The organism is Promicromonospora umidemergens (genome assembly GCF_024171995.1).
Classification (GTDB): Bacteria; Actinomycetota; Actinomycetes; order Actinomycetales; family Cellulomonadaceae; genus Promicromonospora; species Promicromonospora umidemergens.
The window spans coordinates 145793-165840 of the sequence record NZ_JAMTCT010000013.1 but is presented as its reverse complement, the minus strand read 5'-3'; the positions used below and the strand labels follow the sequence as shown (position 1 = coordinate 165840).

General features: G+C 68.9%; 21 protein-coding genes. 18 read left to right on the top strand and 3 right to left on the bottom strand.

Going from position 1 to position 20048, the window contains the following annotated elements; translation table 11 throughout:
- Nucleotides 1-57 precede the first annotated feature (57 nt).
- The 10 genes from APR04_RS19465 (at nucleotide 58) to APR04_RS19420 (ending at nucleotide 10777) form a co-directional block, all read left to right on the top strand.
- On the top strand, nucleotides 58-447 hold the full coding sequence (locus APR04_RS19465) for a pilus assembly protein (protein WP_253873292.1): 390 nt from the start codon (nucleotides 58-60) through the stop codon (nucleotides 445-447).
- Complete coding sequence (locus APR04_RS19460; RefSeq protein ID WP_253873290.1) at nucleotides 444-3905, top strand: LysM peptidoglycan-binding domain-containing protein; 3462 nt, start codon at nucleotides 444-446, stop codon at nucleotides 3903-3905. Before APR04_RS19465 ends, APR04_RS19460 begins: the two co-directional genes overlap by 4 nt.
- A 109-nt stretch (nucleotides 3906-4014) precedes the next feature.
- Entirely contained in the window at nucleotides 4015-4410 is a 396-nt protein-coding gene (locus APR04_RS19455) for a hypothetical protein (RefSeq protein WP_253873288.1), read from the top strand.
- Nucleotides 4411-5207: 797 nt separating this feature from the next.
- The gene (locus tag APR04_RS19450) at nucleotides 5208-6155 is read left to right on the top strand and encodes a bifunctional DNA primase/polymerase (RefSeq protein ID WP_253873286.1); all 948 of its coding nucleotides are present in this window, start codon (nucleotides 5208-5210) and stop codon (nucleotides 6153-6155) included.
- Nucleotides 6152-6538, top strand: a complete 387-nt coding sequence (locus tag APR04_RS19445) for a hypothetical protein (RefSeq protein ID WP_253873284.1) — start codon at nucleotides 6152-6154, stop codon at nucleotides 6536-6538. The genes APR04_RS19450 and APR04_RS19445 overlap by 4 nt, the downstream gene beginning before the upstream one ends.
- Nucleotides 6539-6633: 95 nt before the next feature.
- Nucleotides 6634-7479, top strand: a complete 846-nt coding sequence (locus APR04_RS19440; protein WP_253873282.1) for a hypothetical protein — start codon at nucleotides 6634-6636, stop codon at nucleotides 7477-7479.
- The gene (locus APR04_RS19435) at nucleotides 7472-8599 is read left to right on the top strand and encodes a ParB/RepB/Spo0J family partition protein (protein ID WP_253873280.1); all 1128 of its coding nucleotides are present in this window, start codon (nucleotides 7472-7474) and stop codon (nucleotides 8597-8599) included. The genes APR04_RS19440 and APR04_RS19435 overlap by 8 nt, the downstream gene beginning before the upstream one ends.
- Nucleotides 8596-9273: a hypothetical protein gene (locus APR04_RS19430; protein ID WP_253873278.1), complete on the top strand. Its 678-nt coding sequence runs from the start codon at nucleotides 8596-8598 to the stop codon at nucleotides 9271-9273. Before APR04_RS19435 ends, APR04_RS19430 begins: the two co-directional genes overlap by 4 nt.
- A 17-nt stretch (nucleotides 9274-9290) precedes the next feature.
- Complete coding sequence (locus tag APR04_RS19425; RefSeq protein WP_253873276.1) at nucleotides 9291-10460, top strand: M23 family metallopeptidase; 1170 nt, start codon at nucleotides 9291-9293, stop codon at nucleotides 10458-10460.
- Between the two features lie 32 nt (nucleotides 10461-10492).
- Nucleotides 10493-10777: a DUF6112 family protein gene (locus APR04_RS19420; protein WP_372496139.1), complete on the top strand. Its 285-nt coding sequence runs from the start codon at nucleotides 10493-10495 to the stop codon at nucleotides 10775-10777.
- 80 nt (nucleotides 10778-10857) lie between these two features.
- Here APR04_RS19420 and APR04_RS19415 read toward each other — a convergent pair whose 3' ends face one another.
- Nucleotides 10858-11223: a hypothetical protein gene (locus APR04_RS19415; RefSeq protein ID WP_253873274.1), complete on the bottom strand. Its 366-nt coding sequence runs from the start codon at nucleotides 11221-11223 to the stop codon at nucleotides 10858-10860.
- Nucleotides 11224-11362: 139 nt separating this feature from the next.
- Between APR04_RS19415 and APR04_RS19410 the strand changes: the two genes are divergently transcribed.
- Nucleotides 11363-11686 (top strand): DUF6112 family protein, encoded by a 324-nt coding sequence (locus APR04_RS19410; RefSeq protein ID WP_372496140.1) that lies wholly within the window; start codon nucleotides 11363-11365, stop codon nucleotides 11684-11686.
- Between the two features lie 131 nt (nucleotides 11687-11817).
- Here APR04_RS19410 and APR04_RS19405 read toward each other — a convergent pair whose 3' ends face one another.
- On the bottom strand, nucleotides 11818-13296 hold the full coding sequence (locus APR04_RS19405) for an MFS transporter (protein ID WP_253873270.1): 1479 nt from the start codon (nucleotides 13294-13296) through the stop codon (nucleotides 11818-11820).
- A 266-nt stretch (nucleotides 13297-13562) separates the two neighbouring features.
- Between APR04_RS19405 and APR04_RS19400 the strand changes: the two genes are divergently transcribed.
- The 3 genes from APR04_RS19400 to APR04_RS19390 all read left to right on the top strand — a co-directional run bounded on the left by APR04_RS19400 (nucleotide 13563) and on the right by APR04_RS19390 (nucleotide 15554).
- Nucleotides 13563-14153 (top strand): helix-turn-helix domain-containing protein, encoded by a 591-nt coding sequence (locus APR04_RS19400; protein WP_253873268.1) that lies wholly within the window; start codon nucleotides 13563-13565, stop codon nucleotides 14151-14153.
- A 143-nt stretch (nucleotides 14154-14296) separates the two neighbouring features.
- Entirely contained in the window at nucleotides 14297-15136 is an 840-nt protein-coding gene (locus tag APR04_RS19395; protein ID WP_253873266.1) for a DUF1684 domain-containing protein, read from the top strand.
- A gap of 49 nt (nucleotides 15137-15185) precedes the next feature.
- Nucleotides 15186-15554 (top strand): nuclear transport factor 2 family protein, encoded by a 369-nt coding sequence (locus APR04_RS19390; RefSeq protein ID WP_253873264.1) that lies wholly within the window; start codon nucleotides 15186-15188, stop codon nucleotides 15552-15554.
- Between the two features lie 73 nt (nucleotides 15555-15627).
- Here the strand turns inward: APR04_RS19390 and APR04_RS19385 are convergent, their stop codons facing one another.
- Nucleotides 15628-16503 (bottom strand): alpha/beta fold hydrolase, encoded by an 876-nt coding sequence (locus APR04_RS19385; RefSeq protein WP_253873262.1) that lies wholly within the window; start codon nucleotides 16501-16503, stop codon nucleotides 15628-15630.
- Between the two features lie 151 nt (nucleotides 16504-16654).
- On the opposite strand from APR04_RS19385, the gene APR04_RS19380 reads away from it, so the two are divergent.
- The 4 genes from APR04_RS19380 to APR04_RS19365 are packed head-to-tail and all read left to right on the top strand — an operon-like array spanning nucleotide 16655 to nucleotide 19986.
- On the top strand, nucleotides 16655-17203 hold the full coding sequence (locus APR04_RS19380) for a TetR/AcrR family transcriptional regulator (protein WP_253873260.1): 549 nt from the start codon (nucleotides 16655-16657) through the stop codon (nucleotides 17201-17203).
- A 60-nt stretch (nucleotides 17204-17263) separates the two neighbouring features.
- Nucleotides 17264-18664, top strand: coding sequence for an MFS transporter (locus APR04_RS19375; protein ID WP_253873259.1), 1401 nt, complete (start codon nucleotides 17264-17266; stop codon nucleotides 18662-18664).
- Between the two features lie 29 nt (nucleotides 18665-18693).
- Nucleotides 18694-19548 (top strand): SDR family oxidoreductase, encoded by an 855-nt coding sequence (locus APR04_RS19370; RefSeq protein WP_253873256.1) that lies wholly within the window; start codon nucleotides 18694-18696, stop codon nucleotides 19546-19548.
- An 18-nt stretch (nucleotides 19549-19566) separates the two neighbouring features.
- Entirely contained in the window at nucleotides 19567-19986 is a 420-nt protein-coding gene (locus APR04_RS19365; protein WP_253873254.1) for a Dabb family protein, read from the top strand.
- Nucleotides 19987-20048 lie beyond the last annotated feature (62 nt).

Below are 20048 nucleotides of genomic sequence, written 5' to 3'. Positions count from 1 at the left end.
GAGCCCGTTCGGCGTTGGTGCTCGCGCCGCGACCGCGAAGCTGATCAGGGTGGCTCGGTGTCCGTGTGGATGATCACCGCCACCGTCGGCCTCATCCTGATCGTCGGCGTGGTCCTGGACCTCGGCTCCCAGCTGCACGCCCAGCAGCACGCCTACGCGGTGGCCGCCCAGGCTGCCCGGACCGGCGGCCAGCAGCTGGACGCCGCCAGCGTGCTCGCCGGCGGCGACTTCACCGTCGACCCTGCCGCCGCCGTCGACGCCGCGAGCGTCTTCCTAGCCGAGTCGGACATGCCTGGCACCGCGTGGGTGGAGGGTGACCAGGTCCATGTCGCCGTCCGCGACACCTACACGCCACAGATCCTGGGCCGGATCGGTCTGGGACCGTTCCCGGTCGAGGTGACTGCCTCGGCTCGTCTGGTCCGCGTCGTGGGAGGAGCAGAACAATGACCCGCACCACCAACCACCAGCTCCCTGTCTACTCCGCTACGCGGCCCGGCGAACCGCCAGCTCGTGTCACCGCGGCGGACAGGTTGCGTGGCCTGGGTGCGATGCTCTGTGTCCTGCTCCTGGTAGTCGGGCTCCCGGCCGGTCTGTTGGCCGCACGGCCACTGGTGCTGCCGGCCTGGTTGGACCTGGAGACGGCGCGCATCGTGCTCCTCGGCGGCGATGTGTCCCGCGTGCTCCTGCTGCTCGGGTACGCCGTCGCCTGGCTCATCTGGGCCTGGCTGACCTGGAAGGTCCTGGTCGAGGTCGCGCGACAGACACGGCAACTGCACCGCCCACACCTGGCACCCGTGCCCGTGGGCCTGGTTGGCCGGCTCGTGGCCACCATGTCGATGCTGGTCGTGTCCCTGCCCCTAAACCCCGCTCTCGCTGCGCCGTCGGCCGCAGTCGGCGTCGCGCCCGCCCCCGACGCCGCCGTTGGCCCGGCTACCGAGCGTGCGCCTGGGCGAACAGCCGACACGGTCGACGGAAGCCCGAACTCCGATGCGCCGGCCGCCTCGGCGAGGACCAAGGGACACGCTGGTGACGAGGCCGTCAGTCGTCCGGAGGCTCGGGTTGTGTCGTACGTGGTGCGACGGGGCGACACGCTGTGGGGTCTGGCCGAGTCGAGGTTTGGCGATGGACGTCGCTACACCGAGATCCACGACCTCAACAGGGACACCCTCGGGCCCAACCCTGGTCTCTTGCCCGCCGGGGCGACCATCCTGCTGCCCGACTCAACACCGGACACCCGTGATGACGAGGCCGAGGGCACGGACAGTGCGAAGCACACGGTCCGTCCCGGAGAGACCCTGACCGGGATCGCACGGGACCACTACGGCGACCCTGCCAGGTACACGACCATCGCCCAGGCATCAAAGGACACCGTCCAACCCGGCGGCGAGCACCTCACCGATCCCGACCACATCAAGCCGGGGTGGATCCTCACGCTGCCCGGCTCTCGAGCCGCCGAGCCCGAGACAGACTTCGCCGCGCACAAGGAGCTCCCGTCCCAGGGTGCCCATCCGACGCAGCCCAAACCGACTCGGAACGCATCCGGCGAGCCCGCCCCGGTTCCCCGTCCAGACGCAGATAACGACGATCAGGCTGAGGATCGTCCTGCCGTGCCGGGGCCTACGGGCTCGCGCGCAGACTCCCCCTGGGTCACCCCCACGCCGCAGGTCGATGATCAGGGCTCCAACGAGGACGACGACGAGACCGGCCAGGCAGAGGGGTCCTCGCAGGACGCCGAGGACGAGGCTTCGGCGTGGTTACTGCCCGGTGTCGCGGCCGGCGGCGCGATCCTGGCCGCCGGTCTGCACGTCACAGTCACCCGCGCGCGCAGCCGCCGGGAGCGGTTGCGCCGGCCCGGCCGCATGGTTGCGCCGACCCCGCCCGACCTGGTGCCCGCCGTCGCCACGGCGAGATTCGTCGGCGGCGACCGCGTGTCCGACGTGCAGCGCCTGGACCGCCTCCTGCGCGCCCTGGCCGGCCCCCACCTCGTGTCCGGCCTCCCCCGCCCACAACTCGCCGCCGTCGAGCTCACCGCCGACCAGGCGGTCCTGCACCTGACCGCACCCGCCACACTGCCTGAACCATGGACCGGTGACGGCACGCGGTGGGCGACGCCCTTAGCCGCGGCTCCACAGGAGTGCCGGGACCTGGTGCCGTACCCGGTACTGGTCACCGTCGGGGTCGACCAGGACGGGCACGCCTGGCTGCTCGACCTCGAGCACCTGCGGACCGTCGCGGTGACCGGAGACGACGAAAACGTGATCGCGTTCGGCAGGCACCTGGTCGCCGAGCTCGCCGTGAACCCGTGGACGGTCAACCTCACCACCCACGCCGCCGGCATCGGGCACGGCGCCGCCGGACTGTCGCAGTACCGGGTCGAGGAGGACGAGGACACCGCGTTCCTCGACCCGATCACCACCTATGTGCGCCACAGCGCCAGCGAGACGCCGGGCGAGGACCACGAGTGGTTCCACGCCGTCGTGACCACCAAGCCCAGTGACGAGCTCAGTGCCCTCGGAACCGCGATCCATGCTCACCCTGGCCGGGCCAGTGCTGTCGTGATCACGCTCGGCGTCGAGCCACGGCCCGACGACGTCGTCCTGGCAATGCTGGACGGACGACTGCGGATCGAACTGCCGGACGCGGGACTCGACCTGGACCTGGTCCCGGCCCGGATAAGCGGCGAAGAGCTGGCCGCCTGTGCCCGTCTCGTCGAGGTCACCCGGGACCCGTCCGACGTTGCCAACCCGCTCGCCGACACCATCACCGGACGAGCGATCGCGGACGACGCCACCGCGCCCACGGTTCAGGTGACCGAGCGTCCGGACGATCCCGACACCGCGGCGGGGCCTTGGTCGATCCTGCCGGGCACCGACGTCGAGTACATCACCCGGACCGCGAACACTCGCGAGGACCTCTCCCGACTCGCGCCCGTCGTCCAGCCGGCCGACGCCCGCCCCGACGGCGAGGGCCTAAGTCGTGTCGGTGACGAGGTCGCTCGACACGATCAGGCGGACATGGACGCGGCTCTGGATCAGGACCTGGCCGACTGGTGGAACCAGGACACCGACAGACCACGTATCGAGGTCCTGGGCGCCGTGTCGATGTGGGGCGCCGGACCGGCGATCACCGACCCGACCCCGACCGTGCGCAAGGCGATCAAGGCGGTCACGGAACGAGAGTCGATGTTCACCCACCTGGCAGCGTTCATCGCGCTGCACCCCCGGGGAGTGACGCTCGAACAGGTCGAGCTGGTCACCGGCGCGGTCAGCAACGACGTCCGCTACCGGATCACGAGCCTGCGCCACTACCTCGGGACCCGACCTGACGGCACGTCGCGCATTCCGCACGGCAAGGCGGGCCGGCCAAAAGCAGACGATCCTCCGCACCTGTACCGAATCGAAAACGCCCTGGTCGACGCCCACCTCTTCCGCCGCCTCTACCAGCGAGCCATCCGACGCGGCGCGGACGGCCTGCCCGACCTCGTGACGGCCCTGGAACTGGTCGGCGGGAGACCCTTCACCCTCGCCAAGGATGACCCCCGGTGGCTGTGGGCCGCCGAGAGCGAAGGCCTGGCCGATCAGTACACCGCTCTGATCGGAGACGTGGCGCACCTGGTCGTCACGCGTGCCATCCTCGACGGCGACCTGGCCCTGGCGCGCCGCGCGTGCGAAACCTGGCGCGCGTGCGACCCTGCCAGCGAAGCACTCGCCGCCGACGACCGGCTCACCACCCTCGCCGAAGGGCACCCCGACCAGGCACGGCAGATCGCCGCAGAGCTCTGGACACGCAATGACGACGAGACCGGCCCGACCGGACCCAGCGAACGCACGCAACGGATTACCGAGGCCCACGACGGCTACGCCGCCGAACGAGTAGAGGCCACGGCTCGCCCCGACGAGAAGTAGTGCGGTCTGGGCTGCCTGCCACGCCGCGCGGACGTTCATCGCAGACTTCGGCCGACGGCTGGTGTAGTCCGCCTTGACTTGAATAGAACAAGCGTTCGATAGTTGCGCTATGGGCACCACGAAGAAGGCTCGACTGCTCGCGAAGTACCAGCAATGCGCACAGGCCGCCGGACGCGGCGACCTGACTGAGCTACTCGGCTTGGCCGCCGATCCCACCTTGACCGGGGAGATGCTCGCGACAATCGCGCCGGGCAATCGCGAGCGTGACGCCGACGTCGAACTCGTCCATGCCATCCTCGATCACCCGTCATGCAGCGAGGGCATCGCCTCCCGGTACATGACGCACCGCGACCCCGCCATCCGCCTTCGGATCGCGACGTTTCCCTCCGTCACTGGTGCGTCGCTAGAGATCCTCGCAGTCGACACCGATCAGCGGGTACGCGATGCCGCCACCGCCCAGCTAGAACGCTTGAACAGCACTCGCACGACCCGCGACTGGCGCTGACCCTCCCACCGAAGTCGTTGAACCTGCCCCCATCAAAGGCCAGACTTCGGGTCCGGTGCCGGCCGCCGGATACCACAACGAATCTCGCGCTCCGACTGGCGGTCGCCTAGGAAGTTGAGCGGGCCTGCACGGCATGGACTCGTCAGACTTCGATGTCGGTGGCTCCGTGTAGAACTGGCCACGTTGACGCTGGTGCGAAACCCAAGGGGTCAGGATGACGGATCGCGCGCGGGGCGGCGGGGGTACCGCCGCCACAGCTGGGCATGCAGATACCCATGACGAGGCGCTGGCGAGTCTCGATTGGTCGAACGTCGCTCCGTGTGCTGGATGGCGACAAGAACTCCGTGTTCGCCTGCCCACGCTCCAGCGTGCCGGCGAGGTGGCTCGCTGACGTGCGTGACGCAGGGTTCATCTGGTTCGTCTACGGGGGCCGTTCCGCCCTCGAACGAACGCAGATCATGGAGGGCACGTACGAGAGGTCCAACGCCTTCATCAGGCTTTCCCGCCGGTGGTCCTGGCGATAACGACAAGGCACCGTGGTCAGATGGTCCGGCAGTAACGACATCAACTTCGCAAGCAGCGACCAGCCGTCCATCCGCCAACTGACACCCGCGCTGGGACACAACAACTACACGGTCCCGTCGCCGCATTCGCTACCTCGCATCCCTGTTGGAAGCCGCCCTGGGCGCCAGCCGCGCAACTGCGTTTGTGACCTGCAGTTTCTATTCGCGCCATCACCCATATGCGATTAGCACTGGTCGCGATTTACGCGATTTTCGGGTGTCAGCGTGGCTGGCATGGACACGCCCCAGCCCACGGATCTCGACCAGCGCACCCATGCGGTGGTCGCGGCATTCCGTGCGCCGTCGACCGCGGACGCAGCGCATGCGCTGGCGCGGGCGGGCGTCCCGGTCTTCCCATGCGTTCCGCGGGCGAAGCATCCACGGACCAGGCGCGGGTTTCAGGACGCCACGACTGACCCCGGGACGGTGGCGTGGATGTGGCGGCAGTGGCCGGACGCGAACGTCGCGATCCCGACCGGTCGGGTCTCCGGGTTCGACGTCGTGGACGTCGACACCCACGAGACCGGCTCCGGAGAGGCAGCGTTCGACAAGGCAATCCAGCACGGGCTCACCGGCGGTTGGGCGTTCACCGTCCACACCCCGCACGACGGCCTGCATGCCTTCCACCCGAACCCGGGGATCGAGCAGCGCTCGTGGCAGCTTCCCAAGGTGCACGTCGACTTCCGGTCCGACGGCGGGTACATCGTCGTGCCGCCTTCCTACGTCGAGTACGACGACGGCACGTCGGGCACCTACCGGCTCGCCACGGTCGCCTCAGGTCCGCCGTCCCCGGTCGACGGGGGTGCGCTGCGCGACTTCCTGCAGCCGCCACGTCCTCGCCCTGTCGTCGCCCCGGTCACGGACGGCGACCCACGGGCTGCTGCTGAACGGTTGGCCCGCTACCTCCTGTCCGAGCCCGGCTACCGCCACGCGCGCCTGTTCTGGGCTGCGTGCCGCCTGGCCGAGGAGAACCACGACTACGACGTCGCGCTGAGCACGCTCGGCTCCGCGGCGGTCCAGCTCGGCCTGTCGCCCAGGGAGGCCGAACGCACGATCCGCAACGCGTACCGACATGCGCACCCGCATGCCGCACACCCAACCCCGAGTCCGGGTCGGGAATCCAGCACGTTCGCGCCGGGCGGCCGACGCCGCCCGAACCCTCCCCAGGCGGTGATCTCATGAACGCCCCGTACAACCAGGAGCACGCCCCGTACCAGCACCACGTCCAGCACGACACCAAGCCAGTCTCACCACAGCAGACCACGCCGCAGCAGACCGAGCCGAACCCGTTCGCGGTGCACGGCGACCCGTCCCAGCACACCGACCCTGCCGTCGGCGAGGAGGCCGAGGCGTCCCGGCGCGTGCACTGGACCCGGCTGGCAGACCTGTACGCCGACCCCCGGGTCGCCCGACTCGCGGTGCGCGGCGTGGACCTGCACGCGCACTTGCTGCGCACGGTGCGCAACGCTCCGTTCAAGGCAGCCAAGGCGGCGCGACGGCGCTTGGCCCCGAGCTCCGCGCCCGCCCGCCGTCTGGCCGCAGGTGTCGAGGGGGTTGAGCTCTGATGACCGTCATCGAGACCACGGATACCCCGGTCCGCGCCGTGAGCGCCTCCGCTCCCCGGCACCACGGCCCCTCGAGGCCGACGCCAATCCGGAGCATGAAGAACACAGGCGGTGACCGGCCAGGGTTTGCTGATCCGCAAGGGCTGCGGCGGCTACTGGTCGCCGTCTACCGCGGCGGCAAGGACGGGTGGCGGTCACACCCGGGCGTGCCTGCGCTACTGGCGTTCTGCCAGGACAAGTACGGCGCGTTGGCCCGCCGTAACGGGCAGAGCCCGCAGGACGCGGTAAGCGCTGCGTTCGAGGTGTTGGCGGTGCCGTCGATCCTGGACGCGGACGACCCGTGGGCTGTTGTCACTACGGCGGTGCAGCGCACCCTGCAGGCCCAGGATCGTGCCCACCGTCTGCTGTGCTCGACCGACCAGGCGCGCCGGCTGATGCACTCCGGCGATCACGACATCGCCAGGTTCTGTGACCTCGACCCCGACTCCAGCATTCCGGACGCCGTCGAGCGGGCCGCCTCGACGCCTCAGGACGACCTCCCTGGGCCTGCAACGGTGTCCGGGACCGCGGGGGCCGAGATGACGCCGCTGGATGTGCGGGTCGGGCTGATCACGGTCCGCACGGTGCTGACCGCCACGGGCTGGCCGCCGGAGGTCGCCCGGGTGGGCGTGGATTACGTGTGCGAGCGGCTGCGCATCGCGGGAAGCCAGGGCACGGCCTTCGAGTACCTGCGTCGCGAAGTCACTCCGCTGCAGTTGCTCGGGCTGGACCACCGCATCTGGGTTCGGTTGTGCCGCGTCCTGCTCGGCGAGCCCGGACAGCCGGGCCTGCTGGCACGCGCGGTCCTCGGTGAGCGTCCGGTGGATCTGCTGGACGACGCCGGCCTGGTGGCTGCTCTGAGCAAGCGGGATGCCCGCCCGGTGGGGGTGCGTCATGGGTGAGCAGATAGGCGCGCTGGAGGTAGCGCTGGACGCGATCACGGTCGGGGTCCGGCACCGCAAGGACGTCGGCGACCTAGAACCGTTGATGGCCTCGATCGCCAAGCGCGGGCTGCTGCAGCCCATCACGCTCACGCCTGAGCTGGTGCTGGTGTGTGGGTGGCGGCGGCTGGAGGCGATGCGTCGTCTCGGCTGGACGCACACGCGCCCGTGGTGGCGCCCCGGCCTGTCCGACGGCGCGACCACGGTTTTGGCTGAGCATGACGAGAACTTTCTCCAGCAGGCCTACACGAAGTCCGAGCAGGCCACGCTGTTCCGGGAGCTGAAGACCGTCCTGCAGCAAGAAGCCGCACGGCGACAGTCCGCGCACTGGTTCACCAGCAACAACGGCGACGGTCCCGAGAGCCAAGGCACCAAAACCAGGGGCCGGAGCGAAGGGCTGGACGAATCGGACGAATACGGTTCCGGCTCCGAGCCGGAACCGGAGGAACTGGGCACATCGGGCGACGCTCGCGAACAGGCCGCGCAGCTCGTCGCGGGCCGTAAGAGCTATCACGCGCTCGAGCGGATCGGGACGCTGATGGACCTGGCAGTGGACCCCGAGCAACCAAAGGACGTCCGAGCCCTGGCGGCCGACGCCGTCGCACGCATCGACGAGGGCCACCCGCTCAAGCCTGAATGGGCACGCGTCCAGGCAGCGCTCGCCGCACATGCCCCAGCCGCCGACGGCCTGCCCGGTGGTCGGTCGCAGGCGGCGTCGGACCGTTCACGGTCGGCACCGGCCCGGTCGTCGTCGGCCGCACCGAAGGTCTCTCGGGCTGGGTTGCGGGCCTGGGTCATGACGTGGCGCGGGGCCGCGGTCCTTCTGGACGAGCACGACCCGGCCGTCCTGGGTCCTGCCCTGCCGGAGACGGACTGGAACACGGTGCGCGACCTGTCACAGAACCTGGCCAGCTTCTTGCGCGAGGCACAGGCGGCACGCGAGGAGGCCGGGCTGCCGACCACACCACCCGACACGGACGGCCAACCCGAGCGCCGGACCACGTACCAGCCGGACGGGAAGGCCGAACCAGAGTCTGCCTCAGGGCTGGCTTCGGTCATCCCGATCGGAGTGCGCTCATGATCCGCGCCTGGATCCGTGCCCATCGGCTGGTGGCCGGGGCGATCCTCGCTCTGACGATGATCGGCATCGCGACAGGACTTCACCTGTCCACCAGCGAAGGTCTCGCTGGGGCCCATCCATCACCCATGGCGCCCAGTACCCCCGCCCCCGAACCTGTGCTCCCGAGCCGGGCTCCCGACACGCACGAAGACAAGTCCGCGCCGGACCCCACGCCGTCGGACTTCGCTCGGCACGTCGCGGACCTTCTGTTCACCTGGGACACCACGACCGACGACCGGGACGCGATCGTCGAGCAGATCCTTGCCGTCGCGGACCCGACCGGCGTCGAGACGCCAGGCCTGGTGACTGACCTGGAGGCTTACCTGCCCGACGAGGCGTGGTGGAACCAGCTGCGCCAGTACCGGGCGGCCCAGTGGTTCGACATCGAGACTGCCGCCGTGCCCGAGGAGTGGACGGACGCCGAAACCAGGGGCGAGACCGACGGTCTGCCGCCGGGCGCCACGGCGGTCACGGTCTCCGGCACGCTCCATCGCGCCGGAGACGTCGCCGGGGAGCTCCAGTCCGCCTCCGCCGACATGGCGCTGACGGTGTTCGTGGCCTGCACCGAGGACGGCTGTGCGGTTCTGCGCCTGGGCGCCCCCGGTGAGGTCCTGGACCGCGAGCGGCTGCTTTGAACCGGGAGGTGTGAACCATGCGCAAGCTCCTCCTGCTCCTGGCCGTGCTGGTGCTGCTGCCCGGTCCGGTGCTGGTGGCGGTCGGCGCCGTTGTGGTCACCTCGGCGACGTCGCGCGCTGTCTGCGGTCCAATCGTGGCCGGTGTTCCCGACGCGCTGACCGCCACCACCGCTGATGGTGTCAGCGTTCACCTGGACCGGGTCCAGCTCTCGCACGCGGCTACCATCATCGACGTCGGCGCTCGGATCGACGGCGTCGGGCGGGACGGGATCCTGGTGGCGTTGATGGCGGCGCTGACCGAGTCGCGGTTGCGGATGCTGGCCAACACCGGCGCCTACCCTTCCTCGGCGCGGTTCCCGCACGACGGTAACGCGAGCGATCACGACAGCCTGGGCCTGTTCCAGATGCGCCCGGCCGCCGGGTGGGGCAGCGTCGCCGAGCTCATGGACCCGCAGTACCAAGCCAAGGCCTTTTTCGGCGGCCCCGACGGGCCAAACAATCGGTCACCGCGTGGCCTGCTCGACGTGCCCGGTTGGCGGGACCTACCCAAAGGTACGGCAGCTCAGGCGGTCGAGGTCAGCGCCTTCCCTGACCGGTATGCGGCCTACGAGCCCGTCGCCCGCGCGATCCTGACGGCCATCACCAGACCCGGCGCTGACGCATCCGCTCCCACCAGGGACGAGCCGGCAGCAACAGCACCGACGTCGGAGCAGGTGGTGTTCCCGTTGCCCCACGGCGCCGGAAGACGGCTCAGCGGGTTCGGGTACCGGTTCCACCCAATCCACCAGACGACCCGTCTGCACGAGGGGACCGACTACGCGGCCCCGCCTGGCACACCGGTGCTCGCGGTAGCCGACGGCATCGTGTCGTTCGCCGGCCCCTACCCCGGCGCGGGCAACATGATCGTCATCGACCACCACGTCGATGGCCAGGACATCGCGACCGCGTACTTCCATCTGCTCGACAGCTCGTTCCTGGTCGCTGACGGCGACCAGGTCCGGGCCGGGCAACAGATCGCTGGTGTCGGTTCCACCGGCGACTCGACCGGACCACACCTGCACCTCGAGGTCCACCCCGGCGGGTTCACGAAGCCGGCTATCGACCCCGAGCCCTGGCTGGCCGGCCAGGCCGCCGAGCCGCTCTCCGAAGCCCGCCCGGCGGCTTGCCCGGTTGGAGGTCCGTCATGACCGCGGTAATGCGATCGAGCGCACTCACACCCATGAGCGGGCACCTGGTGATCCACATGGTTGCCCCGGACTTCTCCGCGGTGACCGGCACATCGTTCCCCGAAGTCCTCGGTGCACTGCTACCCGTGGTGCTGGTCACAGCTGTCGCGGTGCTGGTGGTCTCGGCCTTCGTCTGGGGGGTCGCGGCCAGCATGGGCAGCTGGCAGACCGTGGCCAAAGCCCGCGTCGGGGTATTGGTTGCGCTCGGCGGCGCAGCACTGGCCGGCGCAGGGATCGCCTGGCTGAACTGGCTCCTAATGACCGGGGCTCGCTTCTGACGAGGCGATTCCGAAGCCACCGCTGAAGGGCAGTCCAGCCCTGTCCACCAGCCGCCGCCCGCCTGTGCGAAGTGCGGCGGTCAGCCCTGCGCCGCGGATGCCGCGGCGAGGTCGGTGCGCATCCGCGCACGCAGAGCGGCTACGGCCTGGTCGTAGTCCGCAGCGAGCTCGTCGACCTTGGCGCCGTCGGCACCACGGCCGGCGACACGGCGCAGTTCGTCGGAGCTAGCCAGGACCACGGACAGCAGTTCATCGGCCAGGTCGGGCGCAGCCAAGTCGATCGGGACCGCAGCGGCGTGTAGGGCCTCCAGCGCGGCGTCACAGGCTTTCTGCGCGGCGTCGTCGGCGACCCGGATGGCGGGGGTGGTCATGGAGAGCCGGAAGGCGCGGGCGGCGATCAGCACCGGCACGTACAGGCCGAGGCTCTGCTGCCAGGTGAGCGTCATGGCACCGATCCTCCCGCACTCCCGCACTCAGCGACACACGACCGCGGACAGGACCGCTACCCGCTGGGCGTCGGTCTGACGGTGTTTCTCTCGCCCCTGCTCTCAGACAGCCGTGTCACTGCTGCTGAGGGAGTCAACCATGTTGCACCGTGCCATCACGGGTGTGGCCACCGGACTGGTCGGTGGCATCTCGATCGACCCGAACACGAACGGCTTGCCTGGTATCGACCAGCTCAAGAACATCGTCGGCGCGCTGATGACCGTGGGGTTGATCTGCGCGGTGCTGGGCGTGATCATCTCGGCGATCGTGTGGGCGCTGGGCGCCAACTCGTCGAACCCCCAGATGTCCGGAAGAGGCAAAACCGGTGTGCTGGTCGCGCTCGGGGCGGCGATCATCTGCGGCGCGTCGGTGACCGCCGTCAACTTCTTCTGGGATGTCGGCCAGGCCGTCGCGGGCGGGTGAGCCCTGTAGGGAACCATCGAAGATGTCGGTCCAACCGGTGTTGTTGTCGGCAAGATGTCGGTTGGCCGGATTCTTGTCGTGAGTCGGCCTGGGTTCGATGGAGTCGGTAATTGGGCAGAAAGTCGGTGCACCTATGCGGTTTGGGGCGCTACCGCGTCGTGTCCGGGGGCGGGTTGGGGGTTCTTGGGTCCGAGCAGGACGATGTAGATGAAGAGGGCCGCCATGAGAGCGGCGCCCGCCCACATGGCGGTTTGCCAGCCGACGACGAAGGATTCCTGAGCTGCTCTGATCAGGGCCGCCGAAGGGGCACCAGAGTTGGCGGCGGCGTCGAGGGCATTGGCGATGCCCTCGCGTGCGGTGTCGGCGACATCATCAGGAACGCCGTCGAGCCGAGGAGTGATGGAAGTGCGGTAGCCGGCCGACAGCAGCGCTCCGAGCAGCGCGACGCCGAGTGCGGTGCCGAACTCTCGGGTCACGTCGTTGAGCGCGGAGGCCACGCCCTGGCGTTCCCGAGGTAGCGCGCTGGTGATCGCCTCGGTCGCCGGGGGCATCGAGAGCCCCATGCCGAGGCCCACGGCGATCATGCCGGGCAGGACCGCAAGATACCCGCCGTCGACCGAGACGAGTGCCGCCATCAGGATCAGGCCCACACCGGCCAGGAAGATACCCGTTGCCATCGTCGCGCGGGCTCCGGTGCGCTCAGCGACGCGCGGTGCGAGGCCGGAGGCGATCATCATCAGCCCGGCCATGGGCAGGAGCCCCACGGTGGACAGCAGGCCCGACCAGCCGAACACCGTCTGGAAGAACGGGTAGAGGACGATTGAGACTCCCGCCTGAACTCCGAAGACCGCCAGGAGAGCCACGGAGCCGCTTGCAAGACCTCGTTCACGGAAGAGGCGAACGTCCAGCAGTGGGGCGCGGTGGCGAAGCTCCCACACCACGAAACCGACAGTGCCGACGACTCCGATGAGCAGGCTGACGAGCGAACCGGGGGCCGCCCAGCCCTTCTCGGGCCCTTCATGGAGGAAGAAGGACAATCCGACCACGGCGACAACTGACGCCAGCGAGCCCACGGTGTCGAACGGGTGCTGCGACACCTCGCGGGAGTTGGGAACCGAGCGCCGGGCCATGATGAGCGCCACGATCACGAGCACGATGGGCAGAACGAACAGAAACCGCCAGCTCGCCACGTCGACGAGCACGGCCGACAGAAACATGCCCAGGAGTCCGCCGCCGCCGGCGACAGCGGTCCATACGCCGATGGCCCTGCCGCGCTCCTTCTCCGGGAACGTCGAGGTGATGACCGCGAGCGTGACGGGCATGATCATGGCAGCGCCCACCCCACTGAGCACTCGCGCCATGAGCATGACCTCAGCCGAGGGCGCGAGACCGGCGGCCAGGTTCGAGACGCCGAAGACAGCCAACCCCGCGAGCAGCACGGGCTTGCGACCCCAGCGGTCGCCTACGGCGCCGAGCGGCAGCAGCAAAGCAGCCAGGGTGAGGATGTAGACGTTGATCATCCACAGGACTGCGCCCTGTGAGACCCCGAAGTCGACGGCCAGGTCCGGCTGGGCAACGTTGAGGCCGGTCACCGAAGAGATGACCGCCATCAACGCGACCGAGACTGCGATCAGGATCGAGCGACGTGTGCCGGCGTCGGACACGGTCGCCGGGTCGGTTCCAATCGGACCAGGATCCGTGACTTCTGGCTGGTTCGTCTGCATTGTTTTCCTCTCGGCAGGCTAGGCGATCCACGCCGCAGAGCCGTGCGTGATCGTGGACGGAGGGTCGGGCGGGAGATCGCGGCAGGAGCGTCGATCAGTGCCAAGACCATCAACCTATGCGCGCCTTGCGGGATGAACATATGGTCGTGCCTATGACGCAAGAAGATGATGGGCTGGACAGCCTCGTACGCAAACGCGTGCGCGCCCTGCGTGTGGCGCAGGGCTGGTCGCTGGACGAGCTGGCCACACGGGCCAGGCTGAGTCCGTCGTCACTCAGCCGGATCGAGAATGGTAAGCGCCGCCTCGCTCTGGATCAGCTCGTCACGCTCGCACGTGCCCTGGACACCTCGCTCGACCAGTTGGTCGAGACCGGCACCGACGACGTGATCGCCAACCCCGTGATCGACGGCACCCACGGCCTCATGCGCTGGCCGATCAAGGCGGAGCCCGGGATGACGGTCGTGCGCCAGCGCATCACTAACCCGCCACCCGACAAGCCGGACGGCATGCGTGCCCACCCGGGGCGCGAATGGCTCGTCGTCCTGTCCGGCACCGCGGTGCTCCTGCTGGGCCACCGCCGCTTCCGGGTGGAGACCAACCAAGCTGCCGAGTTCCCCACCATGCTGCCGCACGCGATCGGCACAGCGGGCGGACCATGCGAGATCCTGGGCATCTTCGACCGCGAAGCCCGCCGCGGGCACAACTCCAGCACCAAGGCTCCCCCAGCGACCGACCGTCCATGACGTCGTCGGCGTTGCCTGGCTGGCCGCTGCACACCCTTCCCTTTTGCGTTGTTGGCAAGAACTCACGCCTCTTGCGCACGGCGACCCTACGTTGAGCAGGAGCGCACCGGACCGGCGCGCTCGGCAAAGAGGGAAGGACACCCATGGACACACAGCACGTGCCCCCGCGACCGCAAGCGACCAAGCAAGCCACCACCAGCCCACCCGCCGACTACACAGCATGGCGCGCGGCAAGGTGGAACGAGATTGCCGGACCGAACGGCAAGGCCAAGGTCGTCGCCAACGCCAGGATCACCGCACGGGAAGCCCGCAGCATCCCGGGCGTACCCGGACAGTGGAGCATCACTCAGGCAGGCGCCTTGACGGTCGCGGCCCCGGCTGACGACAACGTAACCGTCAACGGTGACGTCGTGGACGGAACCGTCGAGGTGCCTTCTGGAAGCTCGCTTGCATTCGACGGGGGCCGAGTCGGCTTCGCGGGCGGCGCGGACGGGTTCTACGGCGTCGTCGTCATGGACGACGACGCGCTCACCCGATCGGGTCTCAGCGGGATCGACACGTATCCGTACGACCCGGCATGGGTCTTCGAAGGCGAGTACCGGCCTGCCCCGGACGGCCGCCGCATCGAGGTGGGGCGCCTGACCAGCCCTCGCACCACCGAGGCGATCCTGGCGCCCGTCGACCTGGCCGTCACTATCGACGGCACCGAGCACGTGTTGGCCGTCCTTGAGGACATGCCCGGACAGCGCCTCATTGTCTTCACCGACGAGACCAACGGGTCCGGGACACCGGAGATCGGCCGCTGGCTCGTGTTGCCCCAGCTGGAACCGGGCAGCACCCTGACGGTCGACCTCAACCAGGCGACCCTCTCCCATCACCACCTGGCGCCGGACGTCTTCACCTGTCCTCTCTCGCCGCCCAGCAACCATCTGCCCCTGCGTGTCGAGGCCGGCGAGCGGGCCCTGGTCCGCACCACGCAGTAATCACCGATTCGCAGCCCGACCCGAACCCTCGGAAACAGAAAGCAGCCTCATGCGCGAAGACCTCAAGACCAAGGCGACCGCCTACCTCCGCCACCTGGAGAACAGAGAGTGGGCCGAAGCGCGAGCGATGTGCTCCGACACCGCCACCGTCTGGCACAACGACGGCAAGGGAGACTCCACGATCCAGGAGAACATCGCCGGCATGGCGGCGCAGGTCGACCCCATCGAGTCGATGCGCTACGACATCACCCGACAGATGTCCCAGCCCGACGAAGTCCTCCAGCAGCACGTCGTGAACGTGGTCATGAAGGACGGGGGACGTTTCCGGGTCGACGCAGCCGTGTACTTCCGTTTCGACGACGGCCTGATCACCCGGATCGAGGAGTACGCCGGCCAGCCCAGCACTGACGCTTCCTGAGCGACCCGAACCCACACGTCCCACCGAGCCGGGTCGTACCGCGCTGCCGAGCACGGTACGACCCGGCTGCGTCCTAGCTCAGGGCTGAGCGAGACGACGAGAGGGTTGGTTCGGACGACGTGTGCCATGCCGCGTGGATAACCTCGGCGACCTGTTGGGGCTGCGAGAGGAACGGAGAATGCGAGGCCTGCAGTTCGACCACGCGTGTGGCTCTGGTGGAAGTGCGGTCGATGTCCTTGATGATCTTGCGCTGAAGTGCAGGATTCAGCATGCGATCCTCGGTGCACAGCAGGTAGGTGTGCGGCACGACGCCGAAGCGTTCACGTGTGACCGAGATTGGTTCCGTCGCGATCCCGACCGGCGCATCCGCGCCGAGCATGCTCGTCGCCGCGTCCGCGGCCTCTAGCGGCACATCGGCGTACAGCGCGGCACGGACGAGCTCGCGCGATGCCGCGTCTCCCGTGTCGATCCGCGAGGCACCGATTATGAACGGGTCAGCCTGGAGCAAGCCGGTACCCAGTTCTCCCGCGTTCGTGGCGCTCCCCACGTCGACAGCTGCCGGCTGCCCCGAGACGGGCGCCAGCGCGGCGACGTAGACGAGGTGCGAGAACAGCGACGGCTCCATCTCCGCGGCCAGTGTCGCGACCACACCACCCATGCTGTGTGCCACCACGACGCTCGGTTCGCCATGATGGATCGTCCGCAGCTGGGCGACCAACTGTTGGGCGGCGCTCGTGGCGGTGACGGTCGCCGCCTTGGATTCCTCGGTGGTAAAGGCGGCAGCGTCGAACGGCCGCGTCCACCGTGCGGAGGGAGACGTTCCTTGCAAGCCCTGTCCCTGCAGATCGAGCGCGACTGCCGGGATCTGCTGGCGTGCGAGTTCTAGCGTGACGGGTCCCCAGCACCAGGTGCCGTGCCAGAACCCCGGTAGGAGTACCACATGTCTCATCGAGTTCTCCCCTTCTTGGAAGTGCCTGAATCGCGGCTAGTGACCGCTCACTATCAAAAGTATCAGGCGCGAATCGTAGGCCGTGCGCGACCACCGCAACCCCCTGGCCGACGACTTGACATCCGACTGGTAGTGACCGTTCACTATCACCATGGCAGCTGAGCGACGCGCGCGAGTGCCCTTCGGGGAGCGCAGGGAGCAGATACTCCAGGCCGCGCTGCGCGAGTTCAGCCACAAGGGTCTGCACGGTGGTTCGACCATGACGATCGCAGCCGAGGTCGGGGTCTCGCAGCCCAACATCTTCCGCATCTTCCCGACCAAGCGGGAAATCTTCGTCGCAACACTCCAGCGGGTGTTCACCAACGTCGCGACCACGATGCTCGCCGCCGGCGAACGCGACCCCGAACAGCCCTTGCAGGCCATGGCCGATGGGTGGGGCAAGCTCATGGAGGAGCGGGAGAACATGCTCATGCTCCTCCAGGGTTACGCAGCCTCCGAAGACCCCGTCATCCGCGACCTTATGCAGAACTGGACCCGTGACGTGTTCGAACGAATGGAGGCACTGCCGGGTGTCGGGCAGGACGTCGCCCACGACTTCTTCGCCGCAGGCATGCTCTACATGGTTGCTGCGGCGATGGACCTTCCCACGCGCGCTGACAGCGACGCATGGGCCGAGCGGTTCCTGGACTCCGGATCATGAGAACCCGCCCCGGCCCTCTCTTTTTTGATCCGAAGATAGTGACCACTCACTAAGGAAGACATGACTACCACCTCTCCACTCCTTCAAGGCCTTCGCCTGCCACGCGGCGCAGCCCTTGGTGTCCTCGCCACGTCGATGTTCCTCATCGTGCTCGACGGCGCGATGGTGAACCTCGCCGCATCGACCATCCGCAGCGGACTCGGCCTGACCGCCGCAGAGCTCACGGTCGTGGCCAACAGCTACCTGATCGCGGTCGCCGGACTCGTCCTCCTCGGCGGCCGCCTCGCCGACGTGCTCGGCGCTCGACGGATGTTCCTGATCGGCATGTCCGTCTACGTGGCTGCATCTGCACTGTGCGCGCTCGCGGTCAACGGCTCGATGCTGATCGCCGGACGTGTCGGGCAGGGCCTCGGCGCGGCCCTCACCGTCCCGGCGGCACTCGCCATAGTGCTCCTGCTGTACACGTCCGCAGCCGAGCGATCCCGTGCGATCGGTATCTGGGGCGCGGTCTCCGGCGGTGGCAGCCTGATCGGAGTCTTCGCGGGAGGCACCCTCACCGAGGTACTGGGCTGGCAGTCGGTGTTCTGGACCCCGGTCCCCCTGGGTATCGTCGCGGCCGTCGCCGTATGGCGGACGGTGCCACCGATCCCGGGCCGCCCAGGGCGGTTCGACCTCGCGGGTGCTGTCAGCATCACGCTCAGCATCTCCGCCCTCGCGTTCAGCATGGTGACCGCCGCCGAATCCGGATGGACCGCGCCGCCCACCCTGGTCGCCCTCGTCGTCGGTCTCGCAGCGCTCGGGGCGTTCGTGGCCGCGGAGCACCGCTCCTCGCACCCGCTCGTCCCGCTCAGCGCGTTCCGCCGAGCCACGGTCGCCACCGCGACCGCGGTCATGGTCCTCGCCGGCGGCACCCTGACCAGCCTCTTCTTCTTCCTCCCCCTCTACCAGCAAGACGTCCTGGGTATGGGACCGCTGATGACCGGGCTCGCACAGCTACCCATCGCCGTCATGATCATCGTCGGCAGCGTCCTTGCCCCCCTGCTCGCCAAGCTGCTCGGCCTCGCCCGCGCGCTGCCCGTGTCGCTGACCGTGCTGCTGATCGGGATCCTCTGGATTGCGATCAACCCGGCAACCACGTTCACCTGGCAGCACACGGGCGCGTTCCTCCTCATCGGCGCCGGCCTGGGCCTCGGGATCGTCAACGGCACGACGATGGCCGTCCGCGACAGCGGCGACGGCGAGTCCGGACTCCTCAGCGGTCTAGTGAACGCCGCCCAGTCGCTCGGCGGCGCGATCGGCCTCGCCGCCCTGGCCGCGATCGCACTCAGTGCCGCCGGCAGCACCAGCGACGTCAGCTTCACCGCCGCGTTCCTCGGCGGAGCCGGCCTCGTCGCCCTCGCGATCGCTCTGTCGATCATCCCCCTGCTCAGCCGGCGACGAACCGCCGCTCCCACGCTCTGACCGTCATACCCACCCGAGAGGAAGACCCGATGACCAACCCTACGATCCTCGTCACCGCCGCCACCGGCACAGTCGGTACCGCGCTGGTCCCCGCCCTGATCGACCGAGGTGCACAGGTACGAGCGATGACCCGCGACCCCTCGCGCCACATTGCCGGAGCCGAGACCGTGGTGGCCGACCTACACGACCCCGCGACGATCTCGGCCGCGCTGAAGGACGTCAACGCCGTCTTCCTCAACTCACCGTCCACCGAGGACGCCGCACAGCTACAGATCCGCTTCGCCGAGCTGGCCCGCGACGCGGGCGTGCAGCGGCTCGTGCTGCTGTCCCAGTACGGCGCGCACCTCGACTCCCCGGTGCGATTCCTGCGCTGGCACGCCGAGGTCGAGGACCGGCTGCACCAGCTCGACCTCCCATGCACCGTGCTGCGCCCGAACCTCTACCTGCAGTCCCTTCTCGCGTTCGCCGACACGATCGCCCACGGGGTGCTCACCGCGCCTATCGGCGACGCCACCGTCAGCGCGATCGACACCCGGGACATCGCCGAGGCCGCGGCGGATGTACTCACGACGACCACGCACGACGGCCGCACCTACACGCTCACCGGGCCAGGAGCGGTGACCCACAGCGACATAGCCGCTGCCCTCAGCGTCGCCACCGGGTCACCTATCGCCTTCTACGACGTGCCCCCCGAGCAGTTCGCCGCGGCACTCGAGGCATTCGTGCCCCGATGGCAGCTCGACGGCCTCCTGGAGGACTACGCCCACTACGCCCGCGATGAGGCGGCTGACATCACTACCGCTGTCAGGGACCTCACCGGCCACGCCGCGCGCGACATCACCGACTTCGCCGCCGCCCATGCCGCCGCCTTCACCCGCCCCTGACCCACCGAAAGGAACCCCATGATCACGCACATCGTCCGCATGTCCATCAGGCCAGATGTCTCGCCCGAACAAGTCGGCGCCGCCATGCAGCGCATGCAGGAGGCCGCGGCCGAGATGGCCTCCGGTGACGACACCCGGTCTGCCCTCTTCGGCCGCGACTTCGGCGACACCTTCGACTTCGGATCGGTGTCGAGCATCGAGACCCTCGAACAATACGAGGCGATGATGAACCACCCGGCCCACCTCGAGGTGGACCGCATCGGCCTGCCGCTCGTGGACCGCTTCCACTCGATCGACATCACCGACGACGCGGACCCTGAGATCGGCGCCAAGATCGCCGATGTCCACCGGCGTCGATTCGAGGCGCATCCGGACCTGCTCGAGCTCGTCAACAGCGTCGACGACTACCGCGGCAGCGGCGTCCCCGGCCACGACTGATCGCCGGTCCGTGGGGCGGCACAGGCCCGGCCGCTCCACGGACCGCTCACCGGTCCGAGAGG

Excerpts from the sequence above, each read along its gene's own strand:
- APR04_RS19460 (WP_253873290.1), top strand. The coding sequence starts at position 444 with ATGACCCGCACCACCAACCACCAGCTCCCTGTCTACTCCGCTACGCGG.
- APR04_RS19455 (WP_253873288.1), top strand. The coding sequence starts at position 4,015 with ATGGGCACCACGAAGAAGGCTCGACTGCTCGCGAAGTACCAGCAATGC.
- APR04_RS19450 (WP_253873286.1), top strand. The coding sequence starts at position 5,208 with ATGGACACGCCCCAGCCCACGGATCTCGACCAGCGCACCCATGCGGTG.
- APR04_RS19445 (WP_253873284.1), top strand. The coding sequence starts at position 6,152 with ATGAACGCCCCGTACAACCAGGAGCACGCCCCGTACCAGCACCACGTC.
- APR04_RS19440 (WP_253873282.1), top strand. The coding sequence starts at position 6,634 with ATGAAGAACACAGGCGGTGACCGGCCAGGGTTTGCTGATCCGCAAGGG.
- APR04_RS19435 (WP_253873280.1), top strand. The coding sequence starts at position 7,472 with ATGGGTGAGCAGATAGGCGCGCTGGAGGTAGCGCTGGACGCGATCACG.
- APR04_RS19430 (WP_253873278.1), top strand. The coding sequence starts at position 8,596 with ATGATCCGCGCCTGGATCCGTGCCCATCGGCTGGTGGCCGGGGCGATC.
- APR04_RS19425 (WP_253873276.1), top strand. The coding sequence starts at position 9,291 with ATGCGCAAGCTCCTCCTGCTCCTGGCCGTGCTGGTGCTGCTGCCCGGT.
- APR04_RS19420 (WP_372496139.1), top strand. The coding sequence starts at position 10,493 with ATGAGCGGGCACCTGGTGATCCACATGGTTGCCCCGGACTTCTCCGCG.
- APR04_RS19415 (WP_253873274.1), bottom strand. The coding sequence starts at position 11,223 with ATGACGCTCACCTGGCAGCAGAGCCTCGGCCTGTACGTGCCGGTGCTG.
- APR04_RS19410 (WP_372496140.1), top strand. The coding sequence starts at position 11,363 with ATGTTGCACCGTGCCATCACGGGTGTGGCCACCGGACTGGTCGGTGGC.
- APR04_RS19405 (WP_253873270.1), bottom strand. The coding sequence starts at position 13,296 with ATGGCGGTCATCTCTTCGGTGACCGGCCTCAACGTTGCCCAGCCGGAC.
- APR04_RS19400 (WP_253873268.1), top strand. The coding sequence starts at position 13,563 with ATGACGCAAGAAGATGATGGGCTGGACAGCCTCGTACGCAAACGCGTG.
- APR04_RS19395 (WP_253873266.1), top strand. The coding sequence starts at position 14,297 with ATGGACACACAGCACGTGCCCCCGCGACCGCAAGCGACCAAGCAAGCC.
- APR04_RS19390 (WP_253873264.1), top strand. The coding sequence starts at position 15,186 with ATGCGCGAAGACCTCAAGACCAAGGCGACCGCCTACCTCCGCCACCTG.
- APR04_RS19385 (WP_253873262.1), bottom strand. The coding sequence starts at position 16,503 with ATGAGACATGTGGTACTCCTACCGGGGTTCTGGCACGGCACCTGGTGC.
- APR04_RS19380 (WP_253873260.1), top strand. The coding sequence starts at position 16,655 with ATGGCAGCTGAGCGACGCGCGCGAGTGCCCTTCGGGGAGCGCAGGGAG.
- APR04_RS19375 (WP_253873259.1), top strand. The coding sequence starts at position 17,264 with ATGACTACCACCTCTCCACTCCTTCAAGGCCTTCGCCTGCCACGCGGC.
- APR04_RS19370 (WP_253873256.1), top strand. The coding sequence starts at position 18,694 with ATGACCAACCCTACGATCCTCGTCACCGCCGCCACCGGCACAGTCGGT.
- APR04_RS19365 (WP_253873254.1), top strand. The coding sequence starts at position 19,567 with ATGATCACGCACATCGTCCGCATGTCCATCAGGCCAGATGTCTCGCCC.